The organism is Tessaracoccus caeni (assembly GCF_029211185.1).
GTDB classification, from domain to species: Bacteria; Actinomycetota; Actinomycetes; order Propionibacteriales; family Propionibacteriaceae; genus Arachnia; species Arachnia caeni.
Window position 1 is genome coordinate 121822 of sequence record NZ_JARGDO010000002.1, and the last position, 23017, is coordinate 144838.

General features: G+C 68.1%; 16 protein-coding genes. 11 read left to right on the forward strand and 5 right to left on the reverse strand.

Annotated elements, in window-relative coordinates:
- Nucleotides 1-21 precede the first annotated feature (21 nt).
- Nucleotides 22-1416 (forward strand): hypothetical protein, encoded by a 1395-nt coding sequence (locus P0D62_RS02755; protein ID WP_275701090.1) that lies wholly within the window; start codon nt 22-24, stop codon nt 1414-1416.
- On the opposite strand, the gene P0D62_RS02760 is transcribed toward P0D62_RS02755, so the two are convergent.
- Nucleotides 1406-3268, reverse strand: a complete 1863-nt coding sequence (locus P0D62_RS02760; protein WP_275701091.1) for a glycogen debranching N-terminal domain-containing protein — start codon at nt 3266-3268, stop codon at nt 1406-1408. The genes P0D62_RS02755 and P0D62_RS02760 overlap by 11 nt on opposite strands.
- Nucleotides 3269-3393: 125 nt before the next feature.
- On the opposite strand from P0D62_RS02760, the gene P0D62_RS02765 reads away from it, so the two are divergent.
- The 4 genes from P0D62_RS02765 to P0D62_RS02780 are packed head-to-tail and all read left to right on the forward strand — an operon-like array spanning nt 3394 to nt 7617.
- On the forward strand, nt 3394-4437 hold the full coding sequence (locus P0D62_RS02765; protein ID WP_275701092.1) for a LacI family DNA-binding transcriptional regulator: 1044 nt from the start codon (nt 3394-3396) through the stop codon (nt 4435-4437).
- On the forward strand, nt 4434-5693 hold the full coding sequence (locus P0D62_RS02770) for a sugar ABC transporter substrate-binding protein (protein ID WP_275701093.1): 1260 nt from the start codon (nt 4434-4436) through the stop codon (nt 5691-5693). The genes P0D62_RS02765 and P0D62_RS02770 overlap by 4 nt, the downstream gene beginning before the upstream one ends.
- Complete coding sequence (locus P0D62_RS02775; RefSeq protein WP_275701094.1) at nt 5693-6787, forward strand: carbohydrate ABC transporter permease; 1095 nt, start codon at nt 5693-5695, stop codon at nt 6785-6787. Before P0D62_RS02770 ends, P0D62_RS02775 begins: the two co-directional genes overlap by 1 nt.
- The gene (locus P0D62_RS02780; RefSeq protein WP_275701095.1) at nt 6784-7617 is read left to right on the forward strand and encodes a carbohydrate ABC transporter permease; all 834 of its coding nucleotides are present in this window, start codon (nt 6784-6786) and stop codon (nt 7615-7617) included. Before P0D62_RS02775 ends, P0D62_RS02780 begins: the two co-directional genes overlap by 4 nt.
- A 61-nt stretch (nt 7618-7678) precedes the next feature.
- Here P0D62_RS02780 and P0D62_RS02785 read toward each other — a convergent pair whose 3' ends face one another.
- The 3 genes from P0D62_RS02785 to P0D62_RS02795 all read right to left on the reverse strand — a co-directional run bounded on the left by P0D62_RS02785 (nt 7679) and on the right by P0D62_RS02795 (nt 10869).
- Complete coding sequence (locus tag P0D62_RS02785; protein WP_275701096.1) at nt 7679-8359, reverse strand: SanA/YdcF family protein; 681 nt, start codon at nt 8357-8359, stop codon at nt 7679-7681.
- A 13-nt stretch (nt 8360-8372) separates the two neighbouring features.
- The gene (gene pgi, locus P0D62_RS02790) at nt 8373-10046 is read right to left on the reverse strand and encodes a glucose-6-phosphate isomerase (protein WP_275701097.1); all 1674 of its coding nucleotides are present in this window, start codon (nt 10044-10046) and stop codon (nt 8373-8375) included.
- 202 nt (nt 10047-10248) lie between these two features.
- Nucleotides 10249-10869 (reverse strand): bifunctional 4-hydroxy-2-oxoglutarate aldolase/2-dehydro-3-deoxy-phosphogluconate aldolase, encoded by a 621-nt coding sequence (locus tag P0D62_RS02795; RefSeq protein WP_275701098.1) that lies wholly within the window; start codon nt 10867-10869, stop codon nt 10249-10251.
- Nucleotides 10870-11175: 306 nt separating this feature from the next.
- Between P0D62_RS02795 and P0D62_RS02800 the strand changes: the two genes are divergently transcribed.
- From P0D62_RS02800 to P0D62_RS02825, 6 genes are all read left to right on the forward strand, one after another.
- Entirely contained in the window at nt 11176-12549 is a 1374-nt protein-coding gene (locus tag P0D62_RS02800) for an MFS transporter (RefSeq protein ID WP_275701099.1), read from the forward strand.
- A 363-nt stretch (nt 12550-12912) separates the two neighbouring features.
- The gene (locus P0D62_RS02805) at nt 12913-15270 is read left to right on the forward strand and encodes an excinuclease ABC subunit UvrA (RefSeq protein WP_275701100.1); all 2358 of its coding nucleotides are present in this window, start codon (nt 12913-12915) and stop codon (nt 15268-15270) included.
- 393 nt (nt 15271-15663) lie between these two features.
- Nucleotides 15664-16251 carry a TetR/AcrR family transcriptional regulator gene (locus P0D62_RS02810; RefSeq protein WP_275701101.1) on the forward strand — a complete coding sequence of 196 codons (588 nt, stop codon included), beginning with the start codon at nt 15664-15666 and terminating at the stop codon, nt 16249-16251.
- Entirely contained in the window at nt 16248-17990 is a 1743-nt protein-coding gene (locus P0D62_RS02815; RefSeq protein ID WP_275701102.1) for an ABC transporter ATP-binding protein, read from the forward strand. Before P0D62_RS02810 ends, P0D62_RS02815 begins: the two co-directional genes overlap by 4 nt.
- Complete coding sequence (locus tag P0D62_RS02820) at nt 17987-19999, forward strand: ABC transporter ATP-binding protein (RefSeq protein ID WP_275701103.1); 2013 nt, start codon at nt 17987-17989, stop codon at nt 19997-19999. The genes P0D62_RS02815 and P0D62_RS02820 overlap by 4 nt, the downstream gene beginning before the upstream one ends.
- Before the next feature lie 215 nt (nt 20000-20214).
- Nucleotides 20215-22560, forward strand: a complete 2346-nt coding sequence (locus tag P0D62_RS02825) for a carboxypeptidase regulatory-like domain-containing protein (RefSeq protein ID WP_275701104.1) — start codon at nt 20215-20217, stop codon at nt 22558-22560.
- Nucleotides 22561-22638: 78 nt separating this feature from the next.
- Here P0D62_RS02825 and P0D62_RS02830 read toward each other — a convergent pair whose 3' ends face one another.
- Nucleotides 22639-22881 carry a CsbD family protein gene (locus tag P0D62_RS02830; protein ID WP_275701105.1) on the reverse strand — a complete coding sequence of 81 codons (243 nt, stop codon included), beginning with the start codon at nt 22879-22881 and terminating at the stop codon, nt 22639-22641.
- Nucleotides 22882-23017: the final 136 nt, after the last annotated feature.

Sequence of the window (23017 nt, forward strand, 5' to 3'; positions counted from 1 at the left end):
CATCGCTGATCGAGACGCTCTGTGAGCAGTCCCACGACGCCGCCCGCACGGGAGGAGCACCCGCACTGGGTGGAGTATCCGCTGAGCGTTCCCGGCGAGTTGACCATCGCGCTCACCCGGACCCTGTTGCCCATGCTGGCCGGCGTCGGCATCCTGTTCGCCCTGATTCTCGCGATCGGCCTGGTCGGCGAGGAGGGGGTCATCCCGAGCCGGGAACTCACCAAGGCGCTCGACCTCTTCTTCCGCTTCGCGATGGTGCCTCTCGTCCTCGGCGGGTTGGCCGCCTGGCTGCTGGTGGCCGCGATCCAGGTGATGGCACAAGTGGCGACGGGACGCGCTCTGGTGCGCGCCGCCGACTCCGGCGCCCCCAAGGACCGGGTTCCGCATCCGGACCAGCTCGCTCAGGTGACCTCTCCTCCCGGTTCGATCTATCGGTGGCTCGCGCTGTCCCACAGCGCCGTCCTCGGGCTCTTCGTCGTGATCGGGCTGCCCGTGCTGGCGCTCAACTACTTCGAGCATGGCTGGCTCGTCATCGCGGTTCCGGCGGCCTGGATCGCCGTCCTGCTCGCGGGGTACTGGGCCCTGACGGCCTTCGTCGCGCCGCCCCAGGAGGTCCGGCGCAATCAGATTCTGACCCATTGGCCCTCGCGTCACCGCAGCCAGGCGGAGGAGATCGCGCGCACGGCCCAGAGCGCGGGCGCCAAGGCGGCCCACCGACGAGGCGAGCGGGGAAGCGGACGCAGCGTCGTGGCGAGGACGGCCGGCGCGCTGATCGGAGCGAGCGCTCCGGTGGCGGGGGTCGGCGCGCTGTTCATCTACGGCGCTCTGCTGATCAGCCACCCTCATGCCCAGACGTGGCCCGGTGGTCGTCTCGGTGACCGAGGGGATCTTTCCGCCGGGACGGAGGTCTTCGTCGATCAGCTGGTGCTCTGGGCCGCGGTGCTCGTGGTCCTCGGCGTCGCGATGGGCCTGCTCGGCACGATCCTTCGCGCGGTGGCGCACACCCGCGAGCAGCGCATGCTCTGGTCGGCCGTGAACGATCCCGCCGCCGAACGTCCGGTCGAGGCCGTCCTTCGTCGTCACTCGTCGATCGCACCGGCCCTCGCCGCCCAGGCGCTCGCGGCGCTGTCAGGGGCGGCCCTCTGCCTCGGAACGACGGGGATCGCCCTGGCCACCTGGGATGTCGCGAGCTTCGCCGGCATCTATCGCGACGCGAACGCGATCTTCGGCCCGTTGCTGGGTACTTTCCGCACGACGATCACCGCGGGTCTGCTGCTGTTCGCGGCGGCGATGGTGGTCAACTACGTCACGACGCTCAGCGGTCGCGACCTGCGCAACGCGCTCCAGGCCCGCTGGCCGTCGATGCCCCTGCCGGCTCAGACCTCCGGCAAGACGCAGGGGTCCGCTACGTCGTGAGCGCCTGATACACCGGGACGACGGCGGCGGCGGACCACCCCTGAGGACGGCACGACGCCGGGTACGCGACCGGCGACGACGCCTCGTCGGCACTCAACCCCGCGAAGAGCTCCGGCGCCCGCGAACCGAACGCGTCGGCGGCGCGCAGCAGCTGACCGGCCAGCACCTTCGCCTGATCCCGCAGGCCGGCTTTGAGCAGGCCCTCGATCGCGACGGCCGTGTCATGGGTCCAGACGCTGCCGCAGTGATAGGACAGCGGCCAGAAGCCGCCCTCATCGGAGGCCATGGTGCGCAGCCCGAAGCCGGAGGCGAAGACGGGGTCGACGAGCAGGTCGGCCAACGCGGCCTCCTCGTCGGGGCTGAGCAGGGTGGTGCCGATCAGCTGGCCGATGTTGGAGGTCTTGGAATCCACGGGGCGCCCCTGCCCGTCGAGGGCGATGGCCGGAAAGCGCACGCCGCCCTGCTCCACCCAGAACCGCTCGCGGAACCGGCTTCGCATGGCCTCCGCCCAGTCGCGCCAGGGGGCGCCGTCGCCACCGAAGGCATCGAGCAGCACCGCCCCGCATTCGGCGGCGAGGCAGGCCTGAGCCTGCACCTCGGCCAGCGCGATGGGCCCCTCGGCGATGCTGCCGTCGCGGAACCGGATGGAGTCGCCGGAGTCCTTCCAGCCCTGGTTTGCCAGCCCGTGGCCGGTGGCGTCGAGGTACTTGAGGAAACCCGACTCGTCGGGGCAGCCGTCGTCGCGCAGCCAGCCGAGCGCCGCGTGCAGGGCCGGCAGCAGCGCGCGCACCTCGTCGTCGGGCAAGCCGGCGCGCCAGGCGTCGTGGAGCAGGATCACCCAGAGCCCGGTGGCGTCGATGGTGCCGTAGTAGACGGGCGGCAGCGAGACGCCATCGCCGACCTCGAGCACGCCCGCCCGCACCTCGTGCAGGATCTTGCCCGGCTGCTCGGCGGTGTTCGAGTCGACGACGGTGCCCTGCCGGGCCGCGAGCGTGCGCAGGGTGGCGCCGGCGATCTGCGTCGAGACCGGCAGCAGGAAGCGCGCCGTGATCAGCGAGTCGCGGCCGAAGAGGGTGAGGAACCACGGCGTGCCGGCCGCGACGAAGGGGCCCTGGCCGGCGTCCAGCAGCAGCGCCCGGCAATCGGCCAGCGCCTGTGCGGCCCAGCGATCGAGGGCGGCGTCTCCGCTCGGGGGCAGATCCGCGATCGTCCCCTCCCCCGCTCCGACGACGGCATCCGCGTCGGCCACCTCGATGGCCACGGCGGTCTCGGCAGTGCCTCTGGCCGGCACCTCGAGCACCACGGACGCCGACACCCGGCGCTCCCTCAGCGACAACTGCCCGCCACGAGCCCGCAGCCGCAGCACGCGGGGGCCGTCGGTGGCGACCACCTCGTCGTCGATCATCTCCACCGCAATCGGCGCGGGCACATGCCGGCCGGCCTTGATGGTCTGCATCTCGGCGAACTCGATCTCGAAGGCCAGCTCGATCGGCACCCGCACCGCATGCGCCAGGCCGTTGACGACGCGCACCCGCTCCTCGACCGCCCCCGCGGCGACGGTGCGGTGCCATTCGATGAGGACGCGAGGGTCGGGGGTGTCGTCGTCGAGGCTGCGCGCGAGCCCGCGCACCGTGAGGCTGCCGGGCCCCGACGCCACACCGGCCAGCTCGATCGGCCGGCCGTCGACGCGCAGCTCACCGGAGCGGATCAGGCGCCAGTCGGCATGGTAGAGGCCGTGGATGGGGCTCGACCAGTAGTCGCCGCTCCGGGCCGACCACACCTGGGTGGGCGCGACGATGACGACGGTCTCCTCATTGAGGAAGGGCTGCTGGCCGGCTCCGGAAGCGCTCATGTCACTCGGTTTCTCCTGTGGGGTTCACTTTGGGTGGGCTTTACGCTACCGTGCTTCTTAGATCGATCAAAGAGGCAATCGGTCGAAAGTTTTTATCGATCCAAGGAAGAGTCGAAGGAGGTGCCATGGCAGCCACTCTCGCCCAGGTCGCCGCGCTCGCCGGCGTATCCACCCAGACGGTGAGCAACACCATCAGCAACCCCTCGGTGGTGAAGGACACCACGCTGACCCGCGTGAAGGCGGCCATCGACGAGCTGGGCTACACCCCCAACATGCGCGCCCGCATGCTGCGCCAGCAGCGCAGCGGCAACATCGGCCTGCGGATCCGCCCCACCGACGACAACGTCGCCGGTGTCCTCATCGACCGCTTGCTGCACGAACTCAGCGCCCAGGCCGCCGCCTACGACAAGCACGTGCTGCTGCTGTCGGCCGCCACCGACGAGGAGGAGGTGCAGACCATCGAGAAACTGGCGGCGCAGAGCCTCGTCGACGAATTCGTGCTCACCGACACCCACCCCGATGACCACCGGATCGAGGATCTCTCCGCCCAGAACCTGCGCTTCGTCGCGTTCGGCCGTCCCTGGGGCAGCGAGGACACCGCGCCGCACTCATGGGTGGACGTCGACGGGCGCGGCGGCACCGCAGAGGCAACCCTCGCGCTGATCGAACTCGGCTTCCGGCGGATCGGCTTCTTCGGCTGGCCCGAGGGATCGGCCACCGGCGACGACCGGCGCGGCGGCTGGGCGGGCGTGGTCACCACCGAACTCGGCTACACCGACGCCGATCTCCAGGCCCTCAACGCCGAATCGGAGGACCACATCTCCTCGGCCATCGACGCCGCCCCCGCGCTGCTCACCGCCGGCGCGGACGCCGTCGTCTGCGCATCGGACTCCCTGGCCGTCGGCATGGTCGCCGCCATCCGCACCAGCGGCGCGACGGTGCCCATCGTCGGCTTCGACAACACCCCCCTGGCCGCGAGCTTCGGCTTCAGCAGCGTCGACCAGGATCTCGCGCGCGTGGCCCAGCGCATCCTGGCCGCGCTCGCCACCCCTGACGAGACCCATCGGGGCCTCATTCCCACCCGCCTGATCATCAGGCACGACCCGCGCTGGGGCTTCCCCACCGCACCCCACAGGGCAACGGCCCGCAACCGAAAGGACGTCCCATGACCATCAAGAAGACGCTCGTCACGGCGAGCCTCGCCGGCGCCGTCGCGCTGAGCCTCGCCGCCTGTGGCGGCGGAACCGAGCCCGCGCCCAGCGGCAGCGATTCCGGAGCACCGGAGGCCTCGGGCACGGCCGAGTCGCTGACCATCCTGATCGGCTCCTCCGGCGACGCCGAGACCAACGCCGTCCAGGCGGCAGCGGACGCCTGGGGTCAGACCGAGGGCGTCGCCGTCAAGGTGGTGCCGGCCTCCGACCTCAACCAGGAGCTCGCTCAGGGCTTCGCCGGCGACTCGGCCCCCGACCTGTTCTACATGGGCTGGGACCAGTTCCAGACCTACGCGAGCGACGACTACCTGCAGAACTACGCGGGCAGCCTGACCAACGCGGGTGACTTCTACCAATCCCTGAAGGACACCTTCACCTTCGACGGCGAGTTCATCTGCGCACCGAAGGACTTCTCCACCCTCGGCCTGATCGTCAACACCGATCTCTGGGCCGCGGCAGGCCTCACCGACGCCGATCTGCCGAAGACCTGGGACGATCTGAAGGCCGTCTCCGCCAAGCTGACCTCCGGCGACACCGTCGGCCTGTCGATGGGCGCCGAGTACGCGCGCGCCGGCGTCTTCATGGCTCAGGCCGGCGGCGGCCTGATGAAGGACGGTCAGGTGACCGCCAACTCGGCCGAGAACGTCGCAGCTCTCGACTACCTCAAGGGGCTGCTGGACGAGGGCTCGCTCAAGTGGCCCGCGGATCTGGGCGCCGGCTGGGGCGGCGAGGCCTTCGGCAACGCCAAGGCGGCCATGGTGATCGAGGGCCCGTGGATCTCGGGAGCCCTGAAGAAGGACTTCCCCGACGTGAAGTACCAGGTGATCGAGCTCCCCGCGGGCCCGGTCGGCAAGGGCACCTTCACCTTCTCCAACTGCTGGGGCATCCCCGAGGGCCAGGAGACGACCGCCACCGCCCAGAAGCTGGTCGAGTTCCTGACCTCCGATGAGCAGCAGCTGGCCTTCTCCGATGCCTTCGGTGTCATCCCGTCGACGACGGGCGCCGCGGCAACCTACGCCGAGAAGTTCCCGGAGAACCAGGCCTTCGTCGCCGGCGCCGAATACGCCACTACCCCGGTGTCCTTCAAGGGCGCGTCCGACGTGGTGAGCGAGTTCAACAACGCCATCACCACGCTGGCCTCGAACGACTCGAAGACCATCCTCGACAAGGTCCAGACCCAGCTCGAGTCTGCTTACCAGGCGGCCCAGGGCTGATGTCCGCAACACCCGTGGCTCCCGCGACACACAGCCGTCGCGGGAGCCTCACCAAGAAAGAGGGCGCGGCGGGCTGGCTGTTCGTCGCACCCGCCATCGTGATCATCGGCACCTTCCTGATCGCGCCGATCCTGCTGGCGCTCTGGGTGTCCTTCACCGACTGGAACGGCCGGTTCTCGCCGATCAACAATCCGAAGGTCGACTTCATCGGCCTGGAGAACTACGCGAAGATCACCACCGAGGACGGACTACTGCGCGAGCTGTTCGGCCGCTCGATCCGCAACAACGTCTACTACGTGCTGTTCGTGGTGCCGCTGCAGACGGCGCTCGCGCTGTTCTTGGCGATCCAGGTGAACCGGCGCCTGCTGCGCGCGAAGGGATTCTTCCGCACGGCCTTCTACTTCCCGTCGGTGACCTCGTCGATCGCGATCACGGGCGTCTTCCTGTTCCTGTTCCAGGCCTCGGGTGCCGTCAACGCGGTGCTCGGCTGGTTCTCGATCAACGGCCCCAACTGGTTCGCCGACCCCAGCGGCGTGCTGCACAAGCTGTACGGCCTCTTCGGCGTGACGTCCGCCCCGGCCGGCTGGGACCAGCCCGGCTTCCTCGGCGTCACGACGTGGGACTGGCTGGGCGGACCGTCCGTGGCACAGAGCGTGCTGATCCTGATGGCCGTGTTCACCACGTCGGGTACCTTCATGCTGCTGTTCCTTGCGGGCCTGCAGAACATCGGCGCTGAGGTGGGCGAGGCGGCGGTCATGGACGGCGCCACCCCGTGGCGCACCTTCTGGCACGTCACGCTGCCCATGCTGCGCCCCACCCTGTTCACCGTGCTGACGCTGGGCCTGATCGGCACCTGGCAGGTGTTCGACCAGGTCTACCTGACCCGCGGCACCCCGGCCGCACCGACGCTGACCAGCCCGGCCTTCCTGGCCTACGACCAGGCCTTCAGCAGCAACCGGCCCGGCGTCGCCGCCGCGATCGCGTTCGTGCTGTTCCTGATCATCATCGTCATGACGCTCATCCAGCGTTTCGCGCTCGCCGAGCGCGACCCGTCGGGCTTCGGGCGTTCCAAGAAGCGGGGAGGCAAGCGATGAAGCAGCGAGTCACCGGCGGACTGATCGCCGGCTACGTGGTCCTGATCGCGCTGGCCGCGATGTACATCTACCCGTTCCTGATCGCCGTGATGGGGTCGTTCAAGACCGACGCGGAGGCCACCAACAACCCGCTCGCGCTGATCCCGTCGCCGTTCACGATGGCCGCCTACGAACGGCTGTTCTTCGGCACGGATCTGCCCCGGTGGGCGCTGAACTCGGTGTTCATCGCGATCGTCGTCACCGCGTCGCGGGTGTTCTTCAACTCCCTGGCCGGCTACGCGCTGTCGCGGCTGCCGTTCCGCGGTCGCTCGATCGTCTTCGCCGTGTTCATCGCGGTGCTGGCCGTGCCGTCGGTGGTGCTGATGGTGCCGCGCTTCCTGGTGATCAAGCAGCTCGGCATGTTCGACACCTACTTCGGCATGATCCTGCCGCTGCTGGTGGACGCCGCGGGCATCTTCATCATGAAGCAGTTCTTCGACTCCATCCCGGTCTCCATCGAGGAGGCCGCGAAGATCGACGGTGCGGGCGTGTTCCGTCGCTTCTGGTCGGTGACGCTGCCGATGGCGACGCCGGCGCTGATCACGCTGACGATCCTGTCCTTCCAGGGCTCGTGGAACGAGTTCGCGCACTTCATCATCTCCCGGCAGAGCCCGGAGCTGCACACGCTCACCACGGGCGTCGGCGCTCTGGTCTCGGGTCAGCTCGGCTCGGGCAATCAGTTCCCGCTGAAGCTCGCCGCCGCCGTGCTGATGACGATCCCCGTCGCGATCCTGTTCTTCATCTTCCAGCGCCGGATCATGTCGACGACGGAGGGCGCCGAGAAGGGGTGATCTTCCTCCCCCGCAACAAGAAGGCGCCGGTCTCCTTTAGGAGGCCGGCGTCTTTGCGTGGCTACTCGTCGAGGGCCTCGAGGAGGGAGCCGTCGAAGGGATCCTGCTGGGGTTCTCGCGCGGTGAGGGTGTCCCATTCCATCTTCAGGTTGGCGAGCCATTCCCGGCCCCGGCCCTTCGCCCAGACGGCGGGGAAGCGCTCGCGGGCCGACTCGTCCGGCACGCCGACGGCATCGACGCCCACCTGCTCGCAGATCGCGATCGCGCGGTCCAGATGGTAGTCCTGGGTGACGATCGTCAGCTCGGCGACGCCGAAGACGTCGCGGGCCCGCACGCAGGAGTCGTAGGTGTCGAAGCCGGCCTCGTCCTCGAAGATGCGCTCCGACGGCACGCCGCGCTCCTCCAGGTAGCGGCGCATCGTCGTGGTCTCGTGGTTCGAGCGCGCGAGGTTGTCGCCGCTGACCAGCAGCACACGCACCTTGCCGCTCTCGAACAGCCGGAGGGCCACGTCGAGCCGGGCGGCGAGGAAGGCCGACGGGCGGTCGGGATGGGTGCGGGCGCCCAGCACCAGGCCGACGCCCCGCTCGGGCACGTCGTCGACGGAGTACACCCGCCCCGACGACAGCGTCGCGACATGCGCCGCCGACCCGCCGACGGCCGCCACCCCGACCAACAGGGCGACGCCCGCCGCGATGAGCGCCCGCTTCCATGCGGTCCGCGGGCGCGTCGTCGTGTCGCTCACGCCGACTCCGGCGTCAGTTCCTGTTCTCCAGATACCAGCTGACCAGCGACTGGGTGGAGGCGTCCTGCTTCACCAGGGCCTCCTCGTCGCCGAAGACCGCGGGCGCGATCTCCATGGCCAGCTTCTTGCCCAGCTCGACGCCCCACTGATCGAAAGAATCGATGCCCCAGACGATGCCCTGCACGAAGGTGATGTGCTCGTACAGCGCGATCAGCTGGCCCACCACCGACGGCGTCAGCGCAGGCGCCATGATCGACGTCGTCGGGTTGTTGCCCTGGAACACGCGGGCCGGGACGATCGCCTCGGGGGTGCCCTCGGCGCGCACATCGTCGGCCGTCTTGCCGAAGGCCAGGGCGGCGGTCTGCGCGAAGAAGTTGGCGAGGAACAGGCCGTGCACGTCGGTGTCGCCGTCCTTGAGCGGGCGCGCGGGGTTGGCGACGGCGATGAAGTCGGCAGGGATGATCCGGGTGCCCTGATGGATCAGCTGGTAGAAGGCGTGCTGGCCGTTGGTGCCGGGCTCGCCCCAGAAGATCTCGCCGGTGTCAGAAGTGACGGGCGAGCCGTCCCAGCGCACCGACTTGCCGTTGGACTCCATGGTGAGCTGCTGCAGGTAGGCGGCGAAGCGGTGCAGGTACTGCGCGTACGGCAGCACCGCATGGCTCTCGGCGCCGAGGAAGTTGACGTACCAGATGTTGAGCATGCCCATCAGCAGGGGCACGTTCTCTTCGGCGGGCGCGGTACGGAAGTGCTCGTCGACGGCGCGGAAGCCGCCGAGGAACTCCTCAAAGCCCTGCTGGCCGAAGGCGATCACCAGGGGCAGGCCGACGGCGGAGTCGACGGAGTAGCGGCCGCCCACCCAGTTCCAGAAGCCGAACGCGTTGACCGGGTCGATGCCGAACTCGGCGACCCGGTCCAGCGCCGTGGAGACGGCGACGAAGTGCTTGGCGATGGCGTCGCCCTGGCTCGAGTGGGAGCCGTCGATGGCGCCCTGCGCGGCCAGCTTCTCCAGCACCCAGGCCTTGGCGAGGCGCGCGTTGGTGAGCGTCTCGAGCGTGGTGAAGGTCTTGGAGGCGACGATGAACAGCGTGGTCTCGGGATCGAGGTCGGCCGTCTTCTCGTAGATGTCGGTGGGATCGATGTTGGAGACGAAGCGGCACTCGATGGCCTCGTGCTTGTAGGGCTTCAGCGCCTCGTAGACCATCACGGGGCCGAGATCCGAACCGCCGATGCCGATGTTGATCACCGTCTCGATCCGCTTGCCGGTGACGCCCACCCATTCGCCGGAGCGCACCCGGTCGGCGAAGGCGTACATCTTGTTCAGCACCTCGTGCACGTCGGCCACGACGTTCTGATCGCCGACGACCAGCTCGGCGTCGGCCGGCAGCCGCAGCGCGGTGTGCAGGACGGACCGGTCCTCGGTGACGTTGATCCGCTCGCCGGTGAACATCGCCTCGCGACGCCCGGGCAGGTTGACCTGATCCGCCAGGCGCAGCAACGCCCTGACGACGGCGCCGTTGATCAGGTTCTTGGAGAGGTCGACGCGGAGGTCGGCGACGTCGAAGGTGAGGTTCGGGACGCGGTTCGGGTCGGAGGCGAACCAGGCCCGCAGGTCGGGCTTCAGGGACTCCTTGAGCACGGTCAGTTCGGCCCAGGCTTCGGTGGCAGTGGCATCAACCGGTGAATTCATGTCCCTAGCCTAAGCGCAAGTCAACCGTCTCTCGGAGGTGGGTTGGTTCTTGGGCATGGCATCCTCCGGTGTCACTCGGCCACGGACGGCATCGAACGCCCGGCGCGTGCCCTCATCGCTCAGACTCGGGGGTGCTCACCGATCCGGCGTCGCGCCGCATCACTCGGACTCGCAGTGCTCGCGGATCGGATCTCGCGCCATGTCACTCGGGCTCGCGTTGCTCTTTCGGCACCGCATTGCGGAAGGAGCCGCAGCGGTCGCGCAGTTTGGCGAGGTCGCCGCCCGTCGGCGAGTCCCCGAGCAGCGTGGATCCGACGGCGGCCGCCGGCGCACCGGCCTTCATCCATTCGCCTGCGGCGTAGGCGCCGATGCCGCCGATGGGCACAACCCTGTCGACGATCCCGAGATCCCTGAGGTGGGCGGCCATGGCATGGCCCACGACGTCGGCGGGGGTCAGCGCCACGCCGGTGATGGGGCGGGCCAGCACCGCGCGCACCTCCGTCGGGGTCATCGCGGGGGCGTAGTGGGCGATGGCCGCGTCGTTGGCGGTGGTGATCACGCCGTCGTCGACGAGGTCGGCCAGGATGAAGCCCGCGCCGAGCTCGATGGCGCGGCGTGCGTCGTCGGCGGACCGCACCGACGCCGCGCCGATCCGGGCGCGCGCACCGAAGATGGGAGGCAGCACTTCGAGGGCTTCCGCGTGGACCGGCACGGCGAAGGTGCCGATGCCCTCCTGCACGAGCACCTCCACCACGCCGACCAAGTGGTCGACCGAGGCATCGGGCAAAGAGACGACGAGTCCACTGAGGGGTACTGCTGACATGCCCCTATCTTGCCCGCCCCATCCCCTCTCTGCCCACTCCCCCACCCCCACCCCTCCGCCAATCAAGGAAAATCGGCCAATGGCCGATTTTGCGGTGTCTATCGCCGAAAATCGGCCATTGGCCGATTTTCCCTGATTGAGGCTTGCGTGGTTGAGGCTTGCGTGGTTGAGGCTTGCGTGGTTGAGGCTTGTGAGGTTGAGGCTTGGTTGGGGAGGGGGTGGGGGCGGTCCCGTGAGCGAGCGCCTCGCGTCAGCCTTCGAGACGCGACTTTCCGGCGAACCTGGGCGGGGCCTACTGTTCGAGGCATGTCGAAGACATTGACCCGCACCGAGCGGCTGGACCGGCTGCCGTACACGCGAGCGCACAACAAGCTGCTGTTCGGCTCCGGCATCGGCTGGGCCCTCGACGCCATGGACATCGGCCTGATCTCGTTCATCATGGCCGCGCTCGCGGCCCAGTGGCAGCTGAGTTCGGGCCAGCTCTCCCTGCTCGGATCGATCGGGTTCATCGGCATGGCCGTGGGCGCGTCGCTCGGTGGGCTGCTGGCCGACCGGATCGGCCGACGCTCCGTCTTCGCCCTGACGCTGCTGATCTACGGCATCGCCACCGGACTGTCGGCGCTCTCCACCGGACTGGTGATGCTGCTGGCGTTGCGCTTCGTCGTCGGCCTCGGGCTGGGAGCGGAACTGCCGGTGGCGTCGACGCTGGTCAGCGAGTTCTCGCCGCAGAAGATCCGCGGCCGAGTGGTGGTGGCGCTGGAGTCGTTCTGGGCGGTGGGCTGGCTCGCCGCCGCCTGCCTCGGCTACTTCCTGGTGCCGGCCTCCGACAACGGCTGGCGCTGGGCTCTCGCCCTGGGAGCCGTGCCCGCCGCCTACTCACTGATCGTGCGCTACGGGCTGCCGGAGTCGGTGCGTTTCCTGGAGAGCAAGGGCCGCCATGCCGACGCTGAGCGGGTCGTCACCGACTTCGAGGCCGGCGCGGGCATCGTCACGCCCGACGAGCAGAAGACCGACACCCCGGCGACGGCGGCCGCCGTCGATCCCAAGGCCGCCCGCCGCGAACTCTGGGGTCCGCGCTTCCGCACCCGCACCGTCTCATTGTGGCTCACCTGGTTCGGCATCAACTTCGCCTACTACGGCGCCTTCATCTGGCTGCCCACCCTGCTGTTCAACACGGGCATGACGCTGGTGAAGTCGTTCGAGTTCACGCTCTACATCACGCTGGCCCAACTGCCGGGGTATCTGGTGGCCGCGATCCTGGTCGAGACGTGGGGCCGCCGTCCCACTCTGATCACCTTCCTCGGCGGTTCCGCCGTCGGCGCGCTGCTGTTCGGTTTCGCCCCGCAGCTGTCGGCGGCGGTCGCTCCCGGCTCGGACAGCGTCGCTTACTGGCTGACGCTGGGCGCCGGCTGCACCCTGTCGTTCTTCAACCTTGGTGCCTGGGGCGCGCTGTACGCCATCACGCCCGAGGTCTACCCGACGACGATGCGCGCCGGCGGCGCCGGAGCGGCCACCGCCTTCGGCCGGATCGCCGCCATGGCTGCTCCCCTGCTGGTGCCGCTGCTCAGCTCCGCCGGCCTTGGACTGCTGTTCTCCGTCTTCGGCGCCATGTTCGCCATGGCCATGATCGCCAGTTGGTTCCTCCCGGAGTACACCTCGAAGGCCCTCGACGAATCATGACCGTCCCTTCCTCCTCCTCACCAGCATCGGCCCCTTCCTCCCCGGACCTGGGGCGTGCGGAGTGCCGAGCACGGATGAAAGCCGAAGCCGAGCACTTGCGCAACGATCCCGAGGACGTCGCTGCTTCCCGTCGACTCGCTGACGAAATGCTCGACCACTGTGCGTGGCAGTCTGCAGGGCTTGACGACTGAGGTCCGGTTGATAGAGCTGGCTATGTGGCTCGGTGTGTGAAATAGGTACAGGCCACGCCAGATAGCCAGTTTTATTTTCGCCAGTGCCTTGGTTTGGACCCCTGAGGGGTGTTCAATCTAAAGGCTGCCCGGGCAGACCCGGGCTGCGTACCTCTTGGACGGAGTCTCGACAATGCCCGACCTGCACCCCGCCGACACGCACACGATCATCAGGGTCCAAGGGGCCCGCGAGAACAACCTGCGCGACATCTCCGTCGACCTGCCCAAACGGCGGCTCACCGTCTTCACCGGGGTCTCCGGTTCCGGCAAGAGCTCCCTGGTGTTCGGCACCATCGCGGCGGAGTCGCAGCGTCTGATCAACGAGACCTACTCCACTTTCGTGCAGGGCTTCATGCCCAACCTCGGCCGGCCCGACGTGGACGTGCTGGAGGGACTGACCACGGCGATCATCGTCGACCAGGAGCCGATGGGCGCCAACCCCCGCTCGACGGTGGGCACCGCCACCGACGCCAACGCCATGCTGCGCATCCTGTTCAGCCGGCTGGGCACGCCGAGCCTCGGCTCATCGAAGGCCTACTCGTTCAACGTCGCGACGGCCAGCGGCGGGGGCGCGGTGACCACCACCAAGGGCGGCCGGCAGATCAAGGAGGTACGACGCTTCACGGTCACCGGCGGCATGTGCGAGCGCTGCGAGGGCCTGGGCAACATCTCCGACTTCGACCTCACCCAGCTCTACGACGAGAACAAATCGCTCAGCGAGGGCGCCCTGCTGGTGCCCAACTACTCGACGGACGGCTGGTACGGCCGGATCTTCCGCGACTGCGGCTACTTCGACCCCGACAAACCCATCCGCGAGTTCACCGAGAAGGAACTCGACGCCCTGCTCTACAAGGAGCCCACCCGGATCAAGGTGGAGGGCATCAACGTCACCTACGAGGGCCTGATCCCGCGCATCCGCAAGTCCTTCCTCGCCAAGGATCGCGAGGCGATGCAGCCCCACATCGGGGCCTTCGTCGACCGCGCCATCGTGTTCCGCGCCTGCCCCGACTGCGGCGGCACCCGCCTCAACGAGGGGGCGCGCTCGTCGAAGATCAAGGGCATCCACATCGGCGATGCCTGCGCCATGCAGATCAGCGACCTGGCCGAATGGGTACGCGGCATCGACGACGCCGCCGTCGCCCCGCTGAGGGCCAAGCTGCTGCACACCCTGGACTCCTTCGTCCAGATCGGGCTGGGCTACCTGTCACTGGCGCGCTCGTCGGGCACCCTGTCGGGCGGCGAGGCGCAGCGCACCAAGATGATCCGGCACCTGGGCTCATCGCTCACCGACGTCACCTACGTCTTCGACGAGCCCACCATCGGCCTGCACCCGCATGACGTGCAGCGGATGAACAACCTGCTGCTCCAGCTGCGCGACAAGGGCAACACCGTGCTGGTGGTGGAGCACAAGCCGGAGACGATCGCGATCGCCGACCACGTCGTCGACATCGGCCCCCTTGCCGGCACCGCTGGTGGCGAGATCCGCTACGAGGGCGACTACGCCGGGCTGCTGGCCAGCGACACCCTCACCGGCCGGCACCTGGAGTACAAGGCCCGCTTGAAGGACGAGGTGCGCACCCCCACCGGCGCCATCGAGATCCGTGGCGCCTCCAAGCACAACCTGAAGAATGTCGACGTGGACGTGCCGCTCGGCGTGCTGTGCGTCGTGACGGGCGTCGCCGGCTCCGGCAAGACGTCCCTGATCCACGGCTCGATGCCCACCGACGCCGGCGTGCTCACCATCGACCAGGGCATGATCAAGGGCTCGCGCCGCTCCAACCCCGCCACCTACACCGGCGTGCTGGAGCCCATCCGCAAGGCCTTCGCCAAGGCCAACGGCGTCAAGCCCGCGCTGTTCTCCGCCAACTCCGAGGGCGCCTGCCCCACGTGCAATGGCGCCGGCGTGATCTACACCGACCTGGCGATGATGACCGGCGTCACCACCCGCTGCGAGGACTGCGAGGGCAAGCGCTTCATGGCGGAGGTGCTGGAGTACACGCTGGGGGACAAGAACATCGCTGAGGTACTCGGCATGCCCGTCGAGCAGGCCGAGGCCTTCTTCGCCGACGGAGAGGCCCGAACCCCGGCCGCGCACACCATCCTGAAGCGGATGGTCGACGTGGGCCTGGGCTACCTGACGCTCGGCCAGCCGCTCACCACCTTGTCCGGCGGCGAGCGCCAGCGCCTCAAGCTGGCCACCCGGATGGGCGACAAGGGCGGCATCTACGTGCTCGACGAGCCCACCACCGGCTTGCACCTGGCCGACGTCGAGAACCTGCTGAAGCTGCTGGACCGTCTGGTCGACGCCGGCAAGTCCGTGATCGTGATCGAGCACCACCAGGCCGTGATGGCCCACGCCGACTGGCTCATCGACCTCGGCCCCGGCGCCGGTCACGCCGGCGGTCAGCTGGTGTTCGAGGGCACCCCGGCGGACCTCGTCGCGGCAAGGTCGACGCTCACCGGCCAACACCTGGCCGACTACGTCGGCTGATCACCCCAGGGCCCCGTCGCGCTCACCTCGAGGCTCGGCCGCAGAGGCTGAGTCGTGTGGAGAGACCACGCTCTTCGAGGTGCGGAGCGCAGCGGAGCCTCGAGGAGAGCGACGGACGGCCGGGCGCCCACCCCACCACTGTGATCGCGTTCCTGCGGACTCTCACGCTGGGTCTTTTCGAGGCTCGCTAGCGCTCGCACCTCAAAGACCGTGATGGCTCGCTTCGCTCGCACCTCAGCAACCGCGACCCCATCCGGAACACGACGAACCCAACCACCAGACCCCAGACACCGTCACGCTCTCCTCGAGGCTCGGCCGCGGGCGGCCTCGCACCTCGAAGAGCGTGAAGATGACACTTGAGGAGTGAGTGTTCACTCACTAGAGTGGGGCGACGTGACTCGTGCGGCTCCACTACCCAGGGAACAGCGCAGGGCGGCCATCGTCGAGGCGACGATTCCCCTCCTGCGGGAACACGGCCATAGCCTCACCTCCAGACAGATCGCCGAGGCAGCGGGCATCGCCGAGGGCACCGTCTTCCGGGCCTTCGACTCCCTCGACGACGTGCTGCAGGCCACCGTGATGGAGGTGCTCTCCCCCGATCGCCTGCGGCGCACCATGGCCGCGGCACGATTCACGGGCGAGCTCCGCGACGACTGCCTGGCCGCCGTCGAGCTGATGTCGTCCTACGTCAACACGGTCAAGACGCTGATCCACCTCGGACATTCGAGGGGCGACCACGTGATCATGCGCTGCGCCCGCGACGAGATGACGCAGCGCCAAGGCGAGCTGTTCGCCTTCCTCGAGTCGAAGTTCGCGCCGCACCAGGCCGAACTCGCCCTCGCTCCCGGCCAGTTCGCCAAGCTGCTCGAACTGCTCACCGTCGGCCTCGAGACCCAATTCACCCCGCAGATCGTGGCCATCAGCCGCGACGAGCTCATCGACTTCGCCCTCAACGGGGCGTTGCGGAAGGAAACCCTGTGATTCGCTCACTGCTGCGGTTGATCGGCCGCTACCTGCGCCCCTACTGGTGGCTGTTGGCCATCGTCGTGGTGCTGCAGGTGATCGCGACGGTCATGTCGCTCTACCTGCCCACCATGAACGCCCGCATCATCGATCAGGGCGTCGCGCTGGGCGACACCGACTACATCTGGGGCGCCGGCGGCATCATGCTGGCCCTGTCGGCCGTGCAGGCCGCCGCCCAGATCGGCACGGTCTGGGCCGCCGCCAACCTCGCGATGGTGCTCGGGCGCGACATGCGTGCCGGCATCTTCACCCGGGCGCTGTCGTTCTCGACGAAGGAGCTGAACCAGTTCGGCGCCCCGTCGCTGATCACGCGCAGCACCAACGACGTGATGCAGGTGCAGACGCTGGTGCTGATGACGTGCATCATGCTGGTCGGCGCCCCGATCACCATGGTGGGCGGCGTGTTCATGGCCCTCAAGGAGGACGCCGGCCTGTCGTGGACGATCCTCGCCGCCGTCGTCCTGCTGGGCGTGGGCATCGGCTTGCTCTTCCCCCGGATGGGCAAGCTCTACCAGCAGATGCAGAACCGCATCGACGAGCTCAACCGGGTGCTGCGCGAGCAGATCACCGGCATCCGGGTGGTGCGCGCTTTCGTGCGCGAGCCGCATGAGGCCGAGCGCTTCGAACGCACCAACTCCGATCTGGTGTGGACCAGCACCGAGGTCGGAAAGCTGATGGCCCTCCTGTTCCCGTTCGTCGGGCTGGTGATGAACCTCTCCAGCGTCGGCGTGATGTGGTTCGGGGCCCACCGGATCGAGTCGAACGACATCCAGGTGGGCCAGCTCACCGCGTTCCTCGCCTACCTGGTGCAGATCCTGATCTCGGTGATGATGACGACGTTCCTGATGATGATGGCGCCCCGCGCCGCCGTCTGCGCCGAGCGCGTGATGGAGGTGCTCGACACCGAGTCGTCGGTGGCGCCGCCCGCCACGCCGGTGCAGCCGGGCCGCACTCACGGCCACGTCGTCTTCGACAACGTCAGCTTCTCCTACCCCGGCGCCGAATACCCGGTGCTGAAGAATCTGAGCTTCGAGCTCACGCCCGGCACCACGACGGCCGTGATCGGCTCGACCGGCTCGGGCAAGTCCACCCTGGTCAACCTGATTCCCCGCCTGTTCGACGCCACCGAGGGCTCGGTGATCGTCGACGGGGTCGATGTCCGCGACCTCGAGCCCGACGAGCTCTGGGCGCGCATCGCGATCGTGCCCCAGCGGCCGTACCTGTTCACCGGCACCGTGGCGAGCAACCTTCGCTACGGCAAGCCCGACGCCGACGAGGCCGAACTCTGGGAGGCCCTGGCCATCGCCCAGGCGCGCGACTTCGTCTCCGACATGGACGACCAGCTCGACTCGCACATCGCGCAGGGCGGCACCAACGTCTCCGGTGGCCAGCGCCAGCGCCTGGCCATCGCGCGGGCGCTCGTCAAGAAGCCCGAGGTCTACGTCTTCGACGACTCCTTCTCCGCCCTCGACGTGGCCACCGACGCCCGGCTGCGCGCCGCACTGCGTCCGGAAACGGCTGACGCCGCGGTGCTCGTGGTGGCGCAGCGCGTCTCCACCATCACCGAGGCCGACCTCATCCTGGTGCTGGAGGACGGCGAGATCGTCGGCCGCGGCACCCACGAAGAACTATTGGCCAGCAACGACACCTACCGGGAGATCGTCACCTCCCAGCTGAGCATCGAGGAGGCGGCATGAGCGAGACTCCCACCACCGACGACACCACCACCGACGCGACCGTCACCAAGGCCGACGGCACCGTCCCGGTGAAGGCCAACGAGCGGCCCGAACACGCCCCCGCCCGACGGGGACACGGGCCGGGCGCGGAGCCCTCCCCCGAGAAGGCGGCCAACTTCGGCGTGTCCGTGCGTCGCCTGATCCGGACGCTGCGCCCGCAGCGCACCCGGGTGACCGTCGCCATCGTCTTCGGCATCATCTCGGTGGCGCTCGGCGTCGTCGGCCCGAAGATGCTGGGCCGCGCGACCGACCTGATGATGGCCGGCTGGTTCGGCCGCGACCTGGCGCCCGGGCTCACCAAGGATCAGGTGATCGAGGGAATGGTCGCCGCCGGCGAGACGCAGATGGCCGACATTCTGCGCCGGCTCGACTTCGTGCCAGGCCAGGGCATGGACTTCCACGCCATCGGCGTCGTACTGCTGAGCGTCCTGGCGCTGTACCTGGCGTCGTTCGCGCTCAGCTACGCCCAGGGCTGGGTGCTCAACACCGCAGTGCAGCGCACGGTGTACCAGTGGCGCCAGCAGGTCTCCGCGAAGCTCGACCGGCTCCCGCTGTCCTACTTCGACAAGCAGGCCCGCGGCGAGCTGCTGAGCCGCGTCACCAACGACATCGACAACGTGTCGCAGTCGCTGCAGCAGACGCTCTCGCAGCTGCTGAACTCGTTGCTGCTGCTGATCGGCGTGCTGATCATGATGTTCTGGATCTCGCCGCTGCTGGCTGTCGTCGCGCTGGTCAGCGTGCCGATCGCCATGATCTTCGTCTCCATGATCGGCAAGCGCTCGCAGACCCTGTTCGCGCAGAACTGGAAGTCGACGGGCGAACTGAACGCCGTGATCGAGGAGGCCTACACCGGCCATGCCCTGGTCAAGGTGTTCGGCCGCCAGCGCGAGGTGGAGGCGGCGTTCGCCGCCAAGAACGAGGATCTCTACCGGGCCGGCTTCGGCGCCCAGTTCATCTCGGGCATCATCATGCCGGTGATGTTCCTGGTGGGGAACCTGAACTACGTGGTGATCGCCGTCGTCGGCGGCCTGCGCGTGGCGTCCGGGCAGATGAACCTCGGCGACGTGCAGGCCTTCATCCAGTACTCGCGCCAGTTCACCCAGCCGCTCACCCAGGTGGCGTCGATGGCCAACCTGCTGCAGTCGGGCGTCGCCTCGGCCGAGCGGGTGTTCGAGCTGCTCGACGCTGAAGAGATGACCGACGAGCCCAAGGGCACGCTGCCCGCCGATCTGCAGGGCGAGATCGCGTTCGAGGACGTCGACTTCTCCTACTCCCCCGACCAGCCGCTGATCGAGGGCCTGAACCTCACCGCCAAGCCGGGCAGCACCGTCGCCATCGTCGGTCCCACCGGCGCGGGCAAGACGACGCTGGTCAACCTGATCATGCGCTTCTACGACCTGGGCGGCGGCCGGATCACGCTCGACGGCGTCGACATCGCGTCGGTATCGCGCGGCGAGGTGCGCGGCAACATCGGCATGGTGCTGCAGGACACGTGGCTGTTCGGCGGCACGATCCGCGACAACATCGCCTACGGCAAGCTCGGCGCCTCCGAGGAGGAGATCATGGAGGCCGCCCGCGCGACCTTCGTCGATCGTTTCGTGCACTCGCTTCCGGACGGCTACGACACCGTCATCGATGAGGAGGGCTCGAACATCTCGGCGGGCGAGAAGCAGCTGATCACGATCGCAAGGGCCTTCCTTTCCGACCCGTCGCTGCTGATCCTCGACGAGGCCACCAGCTCCGTCGATACCCGCACCGAGCTACTGCTGCAGAAGGCCATGTCGGCGCTGCGCACCGGGCGCACGTCGTTCGTGATCGCCCACCGGCTCTCCACCATCCGCGACGCCGACCTGATCCTGGTGATGAACCAGGGCAGCATCGTCGAACAGGGATCGCACCACGAGCTGCTCGAGGCCAAGGGCGCCTACTACGACCTTTACCAGTCGCAGTTCGCGGGAGCCATCGAGTAGCTCCGTTCTCTACACCCGACCGCGAGGGCTTCTACCACACAAGGTGGGAGCCCTCGCGGCGTGAACAGGTTCCGCGGCGTTCCTGGCTTCTCTCTGGCGCCCGTTCTGCGTACTCTTCTTGCAGGGGAAATCAGGGGACGGCGCCACGGCGCCGGTGTGGGTAGCCATGTGCGGCGGTCTCCGCCGCGTACCACGTCGGCCTAGAGGGACTCCTGATGCTGAAACGAACGACAATGGCGCTCGTCGCCGCCTTGGCGCTGCTGCTGAGCTTTGTCACACCCGCCCACGCCTACCAGGCGACGGTGACGGGCAGAATCACCGGCCCGGACGGCCCACTGAGCAACGCTCAGGTCGAACTGTTCCATTGGGACGACGACGCCGAGGGCTGGTTCTACACGGGCGAACACGTTCTGACCGACGCCGCCGGCAGATACAGCTTCGACCAGATCTACGACGACGCCTACACCGTCCGGGCATGGGCGGAGGACCACGCGCCGCGCTTCCTCGGCGGCACGCTTCATGCCGACGACGACAGCACGGTGGCATTCACCGCCACCAACCCGCCGTACGGACGACTCCCCGACCTGAGACTTCCCCACCCCGGCGGCATCGCCGGCACCGTGCTCGACGACGGGAACCCGGTGGTCGGCGAGTACCTGGAGTTCTTGCTCTGGAGCACGCAGAGCAACAGTTGGCTGTGGCAGGACGAGGCCTATACCGACGACGACGGCGCCTACCGTCGCCAGCTCCCCGAAGGCACGTACACGATTCGTGTCGGCGGCGCATACTTCCTCGGTGGATCCACGACGCCGCCCTCCGGTCCCACGTCGAGCAACAGCGTCGTGGTCTCTGCGGGCTCCTTCGTCCCCGCGCCCATCACCCCACCGCAGGCGAACAGCATCACCGGCACGGTCACCGGCCCGTCCGGCCCGCTGGAGGCCGCTACCGTCCAACTGTACGTCTGGGACGCCGACGAGCAGACCTGGTTCGACACCGGCCAACGCTCCACGACCGACGCAGCCGGCGCCTACCGCCTGCGCAGAGTCCCCGACGGCACCTACACCCTGCAGGCGACGGGCGCTCGGCACAACGTCGGCTTCCTCGGAAACGGCGCCGGGCTCTCCGCACGGCCGAACGCCCAGAACAGCTTCACCATCGCCCGGGGCACGAGCATCAGCGGCAAGGATCTGGCGCTGACCGCGCGCGCATCGACGCTCGGAACCCGAGCCGGCCAGAAACTCGACTTCTGCTTCGCCAACCAGCTCCTCCCCTCCGACGACGACTCCAGCGGCCCGATCGTCCTGCCCTTCCCCGTGAGCTTCTTCGGGAAGAGTCATGACCGGTTGTACGTGAACAACAACGGCAACGTCAGCTTCGACGCGCCCCTGTCCGGAGTCGCCTCGGCGCCGCTGGCACAGTCCTCTGTCCCGATCATCGCCCCGTTCCTCGCCGACGTGGACACCCGCGATGTCTTCGAGTCCGACGTGGTCACCTACGGCGTCTCCTCGGATGGCACCCGCTTCTGCGCGACCTGGGCCGACGTCGAGCCCTACAACGGCGCCCAGTCGTCGGGGAGGAACAACACCTTCCAGTTGATCCTCACGACGCGCACCGGTTCGTCCGGGCGGGCGACGGGAGATTTCGACATCACCTTCAACTACGACCAGATTCAGTGGGACTCCGGCTCATCGTCGAGTTCAGCCGCCGTGGCGGGCTTCTCCGCGGGCACCGGCGTCGCCGGCACCTTCCTCCAACTCCCCGGCTCGCAGACCAGCGGAGCTTTACTGGACGGCGGCCCCCACGCGCTGACCACCTCTCGACGCGACTCGGACCAACTCGGCCGATACGTCTTCGCGGTGAGGAACGACGAGATCGCGTCGCCCGCACCCTCGCCGACGCCCAGCCCCACTTCGTCTCCGACGCCGACCGCGTCTCCCACGCCGACCGCAGCTCCGACGGTCACCCCGACACCGACCCAGACGGTCACTCCCAGCGTGACGCCGACCCCCTCGGCCAAGCCCGCACCGAAGGTGACCACCCCGACCATCGGGAAGTCAGTGAAAGTCGGCGGCACGCTAACGGCCAAACTCGGCTCATGGAAGTCCGCCTACAAGGTGAGCTACCAGTGGCTGCGCGACGGCAAGACCATCAAGGGCGCCACCAAGTCCACCTACACCGCCACTCCGGCAGACGCGGCCAAGAAGCTCAGCATCCGGGTCACCGCCTCCAAGAGCGGCACGAAGACCCAGAAGGTGACGTCGAAGACGGTCAAGGTGGGCAAAGCCACCCCGAAGATCGCGCTCACCGCCAAGCCGGGCTCCAAGGGCAAGGCCAAGCTCACCACGACCCTCACGCTGCCCGGAACGGCAGCGAAGTCGGTGACGGCGAAAGTGAAGATCTACGACGGCACGAAGCTGATCAAGACCGTCGCACTCAAGAGCGGCAAGGCCACGGTGAGCCTGTCAAAGCTCAAGAAGGGCAATCACACATTCACGGTGCGCTATGCCGGCGACAAGGCCTACAACACGTTGTCCACAACCGCCAAGGCCAAGATCGCGTAGCGTCAGGACGCACAACGGGCCGGGACAATATCGTCCCGGCCCGTTGGTTTCTAAGACCGAACTCGGTCAACTGTGGACTCAGCCCTTGGTGAACTTGTCCTTGATGCCTTCAACGGCGTCTTCCAGTTTGTCCGATGCGGCCTCGGCGGCATCTTTGACCTTGTCAGCGGCACCTTGGAGCTTCTCCTTGATGGCGCCGGAAATCTGGTCTGCCTTGCCTTCGGCCTTCAGTTGATCGTCACCGACGGCGTCTCCGACGCCTTCCTTGACCTCACCAACCGCTTGTTCGGCCTTTGCCTTCAACTCGTCTCCTAAAGCCATGCGGTCTCCTTTCGGTCATCGGATAGGACGTTGTTCACGCTACTCCCCGACCCTCCCGAAAACCAGACCTCTCGGCGGAAAATTCTGCACGAGCGTGTCTTCTCGCCAGTCTGACCTGGTAGGAACGGGAGGGAGA